The sequence below is a fragment of the Methanoculleus sp. MH98A genome (genome assembly GCF_000691865.1).
Lineage (GTDB): Archaea > Halobacteriota > Methanomicrobia > Methanomicrobiales > Methanoculleaceae > Methanoculleus.
In genome coordinates this window covers 1-10,204 of the sequence record NZ_JMIO01000054.1, presented here as the reverse complement: position 1 = coordinate 10,204, position 10,204 = coordinate 1, and the positions used below count along the sequence as shown (strand labels likewise).

The following is a 10,204-nucleotide window of genomic DNA, read 5'->3' as shown; positions in this document are numbered from 1 at the left end:
TTCTGTCACTCTTAGTCTGCGTTTCTTAACGGATATTAGTTTATAGGATTTTAAGGCTGTCAATCTTTCAAAAGTGGCATCATATAGCTTAGTTTTGTTCATGCGTGTCATGGACTTCAGATCCAAGCATCTATCTCTTCAACCAGTGTTTCTTCCAGATCCTCATCGATAACTTTGAGAATAAAACTGGCAATTTCTCTTCTTTCGTCTACAGTAGTTGGTACATCAAAACCACCAATAACTTCAAGCTCTGAAATAAGCTGGAAAATAATCTCTTCGTTTTTTTCGAAGTCGATCACCATACGAACTACCCCGCAAATACGCTCTTTAGTCATATCTGCAATGGAGGAATATAACTTCCCCTTTAGCACCGGGAATGTTTTATCTCATCCTCGGACAACGTAGGCGTAATACTACGGTCCAAAGAACAGGTCGATTTTTTCCTTATACCGCCCCTGATGTTTTTGCACCAGATCCATTTTTCAACACCAGTCTAGGAAATTTACTTCCGTGCCTCACGCGACGGCATAGATCTCCCTCGCGGTCTCTTCCACCGCCTGGCGAAAGATCGGGTTCCTTACCGCGGACAGTTCAACGAGATCGACCTCGCGGCCGAAGGCCCGGGCCAGGTCTTCGGCGAGACCGAAGTACGCCCGTGCATGCTCCACCGGGGTCATCGGCTCGAACTCGACGACAAAATCGATGTCACTCGATGCCGGGTCGAACCGGTCCCCTGCCGCCGAACCGAAGATGCCGAGCCTTTTTACGCGGTGGCGTGCCGCGATGCCGGCGATCTCGGGGATCTTCTCGTGGATGATTGCGTGCACCGGAGTCCTCTATGAGAGGTATACTACAGGGGGAGCATTATCCCTTTCGGATAGACCGCCAAAGGCCGGTTCCGGCAGTTCTCGTGCATCCTGAGGCGGCAAATCCCGCTCAGATACTGTTCTTCCGGTAATCGTACTCCCCGCTCGCGATCCGTTCCATGACGGTCTCGCCGACGGCGGCAAGACGGCTCCCGGCGAAATACCCCGAAGATACGTTCGCCCCTCCGATCGCCGAGAGCAGGTATACCTTCCCCCGGGCGACGCCGAAGATCCGGGCTACCGGCCCTCTGGTTATCCGGACCATCTGCACCCGGTCGTAGTTCATCACGACGGTCTCGCGGTCGACGGCGCCGTTCACGAACGTGAAGAGGTCGGTGCCGGTGCCGAACTCCGTGACCCGGTAGGAGACGTATGTCGCGTAGGATATCGCGAGGATGGCTGCTGCCGTCGCGAGCGGCAGCGCGTACGGGAGGACGAGCCCGGTGACCCCGGTCAGGGCCGCCGTCTCGTGGTAGAGGTAGATAGAGGGGTAGGCCGTCACCAGAACGAGCGCGAGAGAGGCTAACGCGGCCCGGATCAGGAGCACGCTCCTCGCGCCCGCGGGCTGCCGCTCCCGGCCGTGCTCGTCCACGAACTCCGGCACCAGTTCTTCGAGAAGCCTCTGCTGCGTTGCATCGTCTTTTAAGAGACAGAGGACGGGGCGGAGGCTCTCCCCGCTCCCGGACGCGAGCCCCACCACCTCCGCCTCGATGCACGACCGGTGGAGGAGCCGGGCCGCAAGCGTTCGCTTTACCCGGATGGCGTTGATCCGTGAGGCGTCAAACGACGTCTTATACGTCCGTACCAGGCCGTGCTCCAGGTATATCGTGTCGCCCCGGCGGTACACCCGGTAGTTGTAGTAATGGAATATCAGCGAGACCGACGGCGCCAGCTGAATGGTAAAGAACATCAGCAGGGAGACCAGCGCCGTACCGCCCGCTCCCGCTCCCGTTACCGTGGAGACGTATATCTGAACGACGGAGTAGGCCAAAAACGCAAAACCCGATACCGTCTGGTAAGTCGAGACGCTGAAGAGGCCGTGGACGATCACGTCCGCCGGGGTGAACGAGACCGGAGGTTCGGCCGGTTCTTCTTCCGCGACGGTTTCGTGGCCGTACAGCCGCTCTGCCATCCCGGCCCGTATCTCCTCCGCCACGTCCTGCCGGAACGTCAGGACGGCTTCCGGCACCGTGGCGCCGCTGCCCGAGTTGATGTTGACGAGCAGCCTCGACGTCCCGAAGACCCTGTTCAGGATTCCCCGGTTTACGTTCACCGACGCAACCTTCGCGTAGGGGAGCGTCTTCTTCATCTTGAAGAGGGTGTTCCTCTCCACCACCACGTCCCGTTCGTTGAACTGGATGGTCGTCCGGCTCCACTGCCGGTAGTTGAAGAGCACCAGTCCGATGAAGAGGATCGCGAGTACGGCCGGTACGGCACCCCTGCCGAGCTGCGTGGCGATGACGGCCAGCACCACGATCGCCGAGAGCGATCGCTCCGCGATGATGCTCGGGTGGCACCGGATCTTCTCGCCAGGACGGGTTGGGGTATCCGCAGCCGTCCCGGGGCCGGAGCCCGCATCGCTGCTGCAGTCGTCGGTCATTCGTCTGCAGCCCCCGGCCGGGGGATGGGGGTCGCCGGCATCCTGTCCCGGAGCATCCTCCCGACCAGGTTGTTGAGCCGGTCGGCCACCTTCTCCGCCTCGTCAACCTCCAGGTACCTGATGTCCGCCTCGCCCCCTGCAGTGGTTATGGTGACGTCCGCGAGGCCGAGCAGGTTGTTTATCGGGCCTCTGGTGATCTCCACCTGGTGCACCCGCTCGATCGGCACCAGGGTGTGGCGGATGAAGAGGACCCCGCAGCGCACGTCCACCCGGTCTTCGGTGATCCGGTAGCGGTACCGGGCGTAGAAGACCGGCGGAGCCACGGCTATGTAGACCAGGGCGATCCCCAGGACGAGCATGAAGCCGTACCCGATAAGATCGTAGTAGGACCCCAGGAACCCCTCTGCGTAGGTTTTCGTGAGGATGTAGGCCACGAGCAGAACCGCATACCACATGGCGTAGTCGATGTACATCGAGAGCATGCACTTCCGGTTCAGCCGGCGGTAACCGTCCGCGCCCGCCCCGGGTTCCGGCGATCCTTCGTCGGCCGGAGCCTGCCCGTTCACCGGGCCGGGAAACGACATGGTTATTCGTTGCCGTTCTGCTCACTTTAACCTATGTCCGGGACGGTTTGCGTCCCCGCATCGCCGGGAACTCTCCGGCGGGAAAAAAGATATCGGCCGACTTCAAAAGTCGGTCATGATGCGGAACTGGTCGATCTCTTCGGTGCTCAGTTCCTCGAGGAACTCTTCGGCCGCGTGCTGGATGTTCTTGCTCGCGGTGATGGCGCGGCCCACGACCAGGATGTCGGCGCCCGCCTTCCTCGCGTCCTTCACGACGCCCTGCCGGATGCCGCCCGCGGTCGCGACCAGCAGCCGCTCGCCGCCGGCCTTCTTGATCGCCGGGATGTCTCCCCAGGCGTAGGCGGTATCCTCGACGTCGATGCCCCGGTGGAGTTCCACGACGTCCGGCTTCACCTTCAGCTGCTTGACCACGGCGACGGGGTCTTTGACGTTGAGCATGTCGATGACGGTGTAGATGCCGGTCTTGCGGGTGTCCTCGATCGCCTTCTCGATGGTGGAGATGGGCGCGAGGCCGGAGATCACGACGGCGTCGGCGCCGGCGTCGGCGGTCATCCGGGCCTCGAGGTTGCCCGTGTCGAGGGTCTTGAGGTCGGCGACGATGAACGCGTTCGGGCGGCGTTCGCGGATCTCGGAGATGATCGAGAGGCCGAACTTCTTGATCAGGGGCGTGCCCGCCTCGATGATCAGGTGGTCGTTCAGGGGCAGTTCGTCGAGAACCCTGTTCATGTGGTTCCTGTCGACGAGGTCCATGGCGACCTGGAGGTACGGCGGGTCCCAGAGCCGCTGGACCTTGAATCCCATGACCGCGTGGGCCGCCCGGTCCTTCTCGTGCAGGAGCGTCTCGACGTCGGGGAACCGGTCGAGCGCCCGGCGGAGCGCGAGTTTCATCGCGCCGTAGTTGAACCGGTAGATCTTGTTGTAGTCCTGTGCGGTCGGGTGGACGAAGACGCTCGCCATGATGACGGTGTCCTCGATGTCGACCCCCTCAAAGACGCCCTCCTCGACCGAGTCGGCGACGGCTTTCGCCACCGCGGCCTGGACGGGCCCGAACATCTGGTTCACCTGGTACTCTTTCTTTAACGTGACCTTCGGGATGATGAGTGTCGAGGGTTTCGTCGGCAGGTTCGGCCTGACGACCGCGAGAAGCGGCGTGTGCCCCTTCGAGAGCTGCGAGATGGAGTTCGCAAACGCCTGTCCTACCGCGCCCTCTTTGTTTCCCATTATCAGATCTATGTGCGCAAGTTCTGCGCCGTCTCCAACCAATGCTTCACCGATGAGATACATATGGATACCCTCAGATAGTGCTGAAATATTGGTGAAACAGGTATTAAAGACCTCCCGGTTCGAGCGATACCATTATGTTCGGGACATCCGGTTTGAGAGAAGGCATATTCTGCCCCCCCGTGGTCGGGTGCGCACGTCTCCGCGGCGGCTCTCGCGTGCAGAGGTTCCTGCCCGTACCCCGGCGGCCGCCGGAAAGAGGACGTACATAGCCATGGATACCCCGGGGTATCGGATAAGAGCGATAAGAATGTGGGGTCGGTGAGATTTGAACTCACGATCGACGGGTCTCTCCGAACATGCATCAGTGCTCCAACGGGTCATCATCCGTCAGTCAGGAGACCCATTGTTCATCACGTGCAAAGACCGCTGGAGCCCGTCGCCATTCCGGACTAGGCCACGACCCCCCGTCCTCTATATCTTTGACGGCCATGCAGTATAAGGATTGCGCCGGAAAAAACCAGTAATCATATAACCGTACCGGCACCCATTTATATAGAATGGTTGAGGGCAGTTACGCGTGTGGGAACTCGCAGATACCCCTGCTCGGCATCACCATCGGTGAAATGCTGAACCGAATCGCAGCGGCGCACCCGGACAGCGACGCACTCGTCTCCGTCCACCAGGGTATCCGGTGGACATACGCGGAGTTTCTCGAGCGCGTCGATACCCTTGCGCGCGCCCTCATGGCGCTCGACGTGGAGCGCGGGGACCGGGTCGCCATATGGGCGCTGAACTACGCGGAGTGGGTGCTCGTCCAGTTCGCCACGGCAAAGATCGGCGCCATCATGGTGAACATCAACCCGGCATACCGGACCTACGAGTTCGAGTACGCCATGAAGCAGTCGGAGGTCCAGACGCTCCTCATCCAGGGGCGGTTCAAGACCTCCGACTACGTCGGGATGTTCTACGAGACCTGCCCGGAGGCGTTCGAGGCGAAGCCCGGCCGGATCAACAGCGACAAGTTCCCGTTCTTAAAGAACGTCGTCTTCCTCGGCGATATCCCCTACAACGGGATGTACACCTGGGACGACCTCCACGAGAAGGCCGACCTCATCAACCCCGAGGAGCTCCGGGAGCGCGAGGCGTCGCTCGACTTCGACGACGCGGTCAACATCCAGTACACCAGCGGGACGACCGGGTTCCCGAAAGGCGTCGTCCTGACGCACCACAATATCCTGAACAACGGCTTCATCATCGGCGAAGGGATGAAGTTCACCCACGAGGACCGGCTCTGCATCCCGGTGCCGTTCTACCACTGTTTCGGCATGGTGCTCTCGAACATGGCCTGCGTCACCCACGGCGCCGCGATGGTGCTGCCCTCGCCGGTCTTCAACCCCGAGGCGGTCCTCAAAGCCGTGCAGGACGAGAAGTGCACGGCGCTCCACGGCGTGCCGACGATGTTCATCGCGGAGCTCTCCCACCCGGACTTCCCGAAGTACCGGCTTGACTCGCTCCGGACCGGGATCATGGCCGGGTCGCCCTGCCCGACCGAGGTGATGCGGGAGGTCAACAAGGAGATGCACATGTCCGAGATCGTGATCGTCTACGGGCAGACGGAGACCTCGCCCGGCGTCACGATGACGACGACCGCCGATCCCCTGGACCGGCGGGTCTCGACGGTAGGAAAGCCCTTCCCCCACACCGAGATCAAGATCGTCGACCCGTACACGAAGAAGATCCTCCCCCGCGGGGAGACCGGCGAGATCTGCGCCCGGGGCTACTGCGTGATGCGGTGCTACTACAACAACCCGAACGCCACCCGGGCGACGATCGACGAGCACGGCTGGAACCATACCGGCGACCTCGGGACGATGGACGAGGAGGACTACGTCAAGATCGTCGGCCGCTTAAAAGATATGGTGATCCGCGGCGGGGAGAACATCTACCCGCGCGAGATCGAGGAGTTCCTCCACAATCACCCGCATATCGCCGACGCCTACGTGATCGGGGTGCCGGACCAGAAGTACGGCGAGGAGCTGATGGCCTGGATCAAGCCCGACAACGGCGCGGTCCTCACGGAGGCCGGGGTGAAGGAGTTCTGCCGCGGCAGGATTGCGCACTTCAAGATCCCGCGCTACGTCAAGTTCGTCGACGATTTCCCGATGACGGTCTCGGGCAAGATCATGAAGTTCAAGATGCGGGAAGCGGCGATCGAGGAACTCGGGCTTGAGGACGAGTCGAAGATCGAGACCGCGTAATCACTTTTTTAAAATAGGGTCAGGAGGCCTGCTCCGCCCGGTCGACGAGCGACCGGGCGGCGGCGGCGGCCTCGCGGACGATCTCCTCTTCTCCGGGGACCTCCCGCTCGTGCATCAGGATCCTCCCCTGGCAGAGGACGGTCATGACCGCACCGCCGTTGCAGGCGTAGACGGCGTTCGAGTCGGGGTGGAAGAGCGGGGTGTTGCAGGCCGCACGGGCGTCGAGGAGGACGATGTCGGCCGGTGCGCCCACGGTCAGGGTGCCGGGGCCGGTGCCGAGCGCCCGGGCGCCTGCCGCGGTCGCCATGCCGATGGCCTCGCCGGCGGGCAGCATGGTCGGGGAGTTCCAGGCGAACTTCTGCAGGAGCGCTGCGAACTTCATCTCCTCGAGCATGTCGAGGTTGTTGTTCGAGGCGCAGCCGTCGGTCCCGAGGGAGATGTTCGCCCCGTACTGTTTCAGCCAGTGGTAGGGCATCGCCCGGTTGACGGCGAGTTTCATGTTGCTTGCGGGGTTGTGGGAAGCGGAGACGCCCCGCTCCCCGAGGAGCCGGCACTCGGCCTCGTCGAGCCAGCAGCAGTGCGCGGCGACGGTCCGGGGGGTGAGGCAGCCGCACTCGTCGAGGAGGTATGCCGGGCGTTTGCCGAACCGGGCGACGCAGTCGACGACCTCCTTCTCGGTCTCGGAGAGGTGGACGTGGATGCCGATCTCCTGCTCTTTTGCATACTCGCCGCACCAGGAGAGGGCTTCGGGGGAGACGGTGTAGATGGAGTGGGGGCCGACGGCGGCTTTGATCCGCGGGTTATTGAGCGATTTGATGTGGGTGGTGAGGGCTTTCGTCGCCCTGATCTCGGCCTCCCGCTTCTCCTCCATCCCGAGGTCGATGAACCCGTAGGCGAACGTCGCCCGCATGCCCATCTCGTCGACCGCCGCTGCGGCCCGGTCCATGAAGAAGTACATGTCGTTGAACGCGACGGTGCCGCTCCTGATCATCTCCAGGCACGCGAGTCTCGTCCCGGCGTAGACGTCGTCGCCGGTGAGGTGGGCCTCGAGCGGCCAGATCTTCTGCGAGAGCCAGTCCTGCAGCAGCATGTCGTCCCCGTAGCCCCGCAGGAGGGTCATCGCGGCGTGGGTGTGGGTGTTGACCATGCCGGGCATGGCGAGCCGGTCGGAGCCGTCGATGACGATATCGGCGTCGATCGTCTTCCTCGCGTTCTCTCCAATTCCCGCGATCAGGCCGGTCTCGTCGATCGCGATGTCCACAGTCGATCCGTCGATGGTGACCCCGGCGATCAGGGTAGAACCTCTGGCAGTAAAGATCTCGTTCATGCAAGTCGCTCCACAATCTTTTCGAGGATGATCTCGGTCCTCCGGCAGTTCGCCCGGGAGGTTTCGAGGATGTGCTCGTAGGTCAGGGTCTCTTCCCCGAGACCGTTTGCGTAGTTGTCCACGGTGCAGACGGCGGCAAACCGCATCCCGAGCTCGAGGGCGAGCGTCGCCTCGCTTGCAACCGTCATGCCGACGATGTCGGCGACCTTTGCGAGCGCTTTCACCTCGGCGACCGTCTCGATCCGCGGCCCCCGGGTCTGGGCGTAGACGCCGCCCGTCCGGGCGTCCGGCACCAGTTCGGCGAGGGTGCGGACCAGGTCCGCGTCCAGTTCGGGCCGGACGTGGCCGATGGTGCACTCGTGGATGGACGGGATGTCGGTGACACTTAAATAATCGGTGGGAATGACGATCGAGCCCGGCGGGATCTCGTGCTTCAGGGAGCCGGCGGAGCCGAAGGCGACGATCTCGTCCACCCCGAGGACGGCGAGCGCGGCGAGGCACGCGCGGTAGTTGATCCGGTGCGGGGGAAGGTTGTGCTGGTGGCGCAGGAGGAGCGCGAACTCTCCGGTATGCACCTCGGCCTTCCCGTAGGGCGTGGCGACGGTCGTCTTCTCGAGCGGCGGCAGGTCGGCGAAGAGGAGGCTCGTGCCCCCGATGATCCCGAGCATCAGGCCCGCCCCGCTATACCGGTGTACGCTTCTCCGTGCGACATTCTCGTTAGAGTGTGTGACGTCCTACTGCAAAAGATTCACCTTTGCGCCGGCGCGGGATCGGTTCAATAAGGATTTACGCCATCGCGATAACCGGAATATCATGGGCTGGTTTGAGGTGGTCGGCGAGGACGCCATCAAGAATGGAAAGTGCACGGATATCTACTTCCGGCGGGTCGTGGAGGTCATGGAGCGGGACGGCATCAACCCGCACGTCACGATGGAGGTGACGGCGTCGATGCTCCCCGACCCGTGGGGGGTCTTCTGCGGGCTTGACGACGTCATAAAACTGCTCGAAGGCCTCCCGGTGGACGTGGACGCGATGCCGGAGGGCTCGATCTTCTTCAAAAACGAGCCGGTCCTCCGGGTCTCCGGGCGCTACCGGGACTTCGCGGTCTACGAGACGGCCATCCTCGGGTTCCTCTGCCACGCTTCAGGAGTGGCCTCGGCGGCGGCCTGGATGAAGCTGGCCGCGGGCGGCCGGCCGGTCTTCTCCTTCGGCTCCCGCCGCCAGCACCCGGCGATCGCGGCGATGATCGAGCGGGCGGCCTGGATCGGCGGGGCGGACGCCGTGAGCAACACCTGCGCGCCGGACGGGATCCCGCTCGCGGGGACGATGCCGCACGCGTTCGTGATGTGCTACCCGGAGCAGGAGGACGCCTGGCTCGCGTTCGCCCAGGGTGCCGGCCCGGAGGTGCCGCGGATCATGCTCGCGGACACCTTCTCCGACGAGACGGACGAGGCGGTCCGGGCGGCGGCTTCGGGGGCGACGGCGGTGCGGCTCGACACCCCGCGGTCGCGCCGGGGCGACATGCGGGCGATCATCGAGGAGGTGCGCTGGGAGCTCGACGTCAACGGTTATGCGGACGTGAAGATCTTCCTCTCGGGCGGGCTGTCGCGCGCAGAGGTCGCCGCCTACCGCGACGTCGCCGACGCCTTCGGCGTCGGGGGCGCGATCGCGAACGCCCCGGTGATCGACTTTTCGATGGACATCGTCGAGATGAAGGGCAGGCCCTACGCGAAGCGCGGGAAGCGCAGCAGCGCAAAGCAGGTCTACGACCTCCCCGCCGGCCGGCGCCTCGTGCTCCCCGCCCGGACCCCGGCGCCGAAGGGCGCGGTGCCGCTCCTCGCCCCCTGCATCAAGAACGGCGTCGCCCTGGTGCGCCCGAAGATGGAGGATGCGCGGGAACGGGTGCTCTCGCGGCTTTCGACTTGCCGGGGAGGGATAGGGGGCCGGCCGGCCCCAATCCTTATTATGTGATCACGATCAACATTGTAGGGTAACAGGGGCCGATAGATCAGGGGTAGATCGCTACCTTGGCATGGTAGAGGCCGCGGGTTCAATTCCCGCTCGGTCCATCTTATTTTCAGATTGACTTGATATATGGCAATCCTCAAGATACCTTCATGTTCCGCCTATATCATCAGGTTCAAATAAGAAACATCTAAATCTACATGAAACTTAATGGAAATTAACCGGGGATGTGATACTTTGAACCTCCCTTCGCTCATCAGAGCTGATAGAGACTTCGACGACATTCAGGAGCTGATCCAGTACCTTGAATGTGAGCGAGGAGACGACCAGATCAACAGTAATCTCCACATAGTTGCAACGCTGTCGATGTTCCAGAACAT

At 62.5% G+C, this 10,204-nt stretch carries 9 protein-coding genes and 2 tRNA genes; 3 read left to right on the top strand and 8 right to left on the bottom strand.

What is annotated here, in order from left to right:
- Positions 1–116: 116 nt before the first annotated feature.
- The 6 genes from EI28_RS08150 to EI28_RS14025 form a co-directional block, all read right to left on the bottom strand.
- Positions 117–302, bottom strand: a complete 186-nt coding sequence (locus EI28_RS08150) for a hypothetical protein (RefSeq protein ID WP_048114130.1) — start codon at positions 300–302, stop codon at positions 117–119.
- Positions 303–515: 213 nt separating this feature from the next.
- The gene (locus EI28_RS08145) at positions 516–827 is read right to left on the bottom strand and encodes a nucleotidyltransferase family protein (protein ID WP_048114129.1); all 312 of its coding nucleotides are present in this window, start codon (positions 825–827) and stop codon (positions 516–518) included.
- 109 nt (positions 828–936) lie between these two features.
- Positions 937–2,466 carry a PH domain-containing protein gene (locus EI28_RS08140; RefSeq protein WP_048114128.1) on the bottom strand — a complete coding sequence of 510 codons (1,530 nt, stop codon included), beginning with the start codon at positions 2,464–2,466 and terminating at the stop codon, positions 937–939.
- Entirely contained in the window at positions 2,463–3,050 is a 588-nt protein-coding gene (locus EI28_RS08135) for a PH domain-containing protein (RefSeq protein WP_048114127.1), read from the bottom strand. The genes EI28_RS08140 and EI28_RS08135 overlap by 4 nt, the downstream gene beginning before the upstream one ends.
- Positions 3,051–3,152: 102 nt before the next feature.
- A complete protein-coding gene (locus EI28_RS08130; RefSeq protein ID WP_048114126.1) occupies positions 3,153–4,334 on the bottom strand; it encodes a bifunctional 5,6,7,8-tetrahydromethanopterin hydro-lyase/3-hexulose-6-phosphate synthase in 1,182 nt (393 codons plus the stop codon).
- Positions 4,335–4,584: 250 nt separating this feature from the next.
- Positions 4,585–4,738 (bottom strand) — tRNA-Trp (locus tag EI28_RS14025).
- Between the two features lie 93 nt (positions 4,739–4,831).
- Between EI28_RS14025 and EI28_RS08125 the strand changes: the two genes are divergently transcribed.
- Positions 4,832–6,532 carry an AMP-binding protein gene (locus EI28_RS08125; RefSeq protein ID WP_048114125.1) on the top strand — a complete coding sequence of 567 codons (1,701 nt, stop codon included), beginning with the start codon at positions 4,832–4,834 and terminating at the stop codon, positions 6,530–6,532.
- 19 nt (positions 6,533–6,551) lie between these two features.
- Here the strand turns inward: EI28_RS08125 and EI28_RS08120 are convergent, their stop codons facing one another.
- Both EI28_RS08120 and EI28_RS08115 read right to left on the bottom strand, forming a co-directional pair.
- Positions 6,552–7,859 carry an amidohydrolase family protein gene (locus EI28_RS08120; protein WP_048114124.1) on the bottom strand — a complete coding sequence of 436 codons (1,308 nt, stop codon included), beginning with the start codon at positions 7,857–7,859 and terminating at the stop codon, positions 6,552–6,554.
- Entirely contained in the window at positions 7,856–8,527 is a 672-nt protein-coding gene (locus EI28_RS08115) for an MTAP family purine nucleoside phosphorylase (protein WP_048114123.1), read from the bottom strand. Before EI28_RS08115 ends, EI28_RS08120 begins: the two co-directional genes overlap by 4 nt.
- 145 nt (positions 8,528–8,672) lie before the next feature.
- Between EI28_RS08115 and EI28_RS08110 the strand changes: the two genes are divergently transcribed.
- Positions 8,673–9,830 carry a nicotinate phosphoribosyltransferase gene (locus tag EI28_RS08110; RefSeq protein WP_048114122.1) on the top strand — a complete coding sequence of 386 codons (1,158 nt, stop codon included), beginning with the start codon at positions 8,673–8,675 and terminating at the stop codon, positions 9,828–9,830.
- Positions 9,831–9,856: 26 nt separating this feature from the next.
- Positions 9,857–9,928: transfer RNA gene (locus EI28_RS08105), tRNA-Ala, on the top strand.
- The last annotated feature ends 276 nt before the right edge of the window (positions 9,929–10,204 follow it).

Bases quoted from the DNA above. Each gene is read 5' to 3' on its own strand.
- EI28_RS08150 (WP_048114130.1), bottom strand. From the start codon at position 302: ATGGTGATCGACTTCGAAAAAAACGAAGAGATTATTTTCCAGCTTATT.
- EI28_RS08140 (WP_048114128.1), bottom strand. From the start codon at position 2,466: ATGACCGACGACTGCAGCAGCGATGCGGGCTCCGGCCCCGGGACGGCT.
- EI28_RS08135 (WP_048114127.1), bottom strand. From the start codon at position 3,050: ATGTCGTTTCCCGGCCCGGTGAACGGGCAGGCTCCGGCCGACGAAGGA.
- EI28_RS08130 (WP_048114126.1), bottom strand. From the start codon at position 4,334: ATGTATCTCATCGGTGAAGCATTGGTTGGAGACGGCGCAGAACTTGCG.
- EI28_RS08125 (WP_048114125.1), top strand. From the start codon at position 4,832: ATGGTTGAGGGCAGTTACGCGTGTGGGAACTCGCAGATACCCCTGCTC.
- EI28_RS08120 (WP_048114124.1), bottom strand. From the start codon at position 7,859: ATGAACGAGATCTTTACTGCCAGAGGTTCTACCCTGATCGCCGGGGTC.
- EI28_RS08115 (WP_048114123.1), bottom strand. From the start codon at position 8,527: ATGCTCGGGATCATCGGGGGCACGAGCCTCCTCTTCGCCGACCTGCCG.
- EI28_RS08110 (WP_048114122.1), top strand. From the start codon at position 8,673: ATGGGCTGGTTTGAGGTGGTCGGCGAGGACGCCATCAAGAATGGAAAG.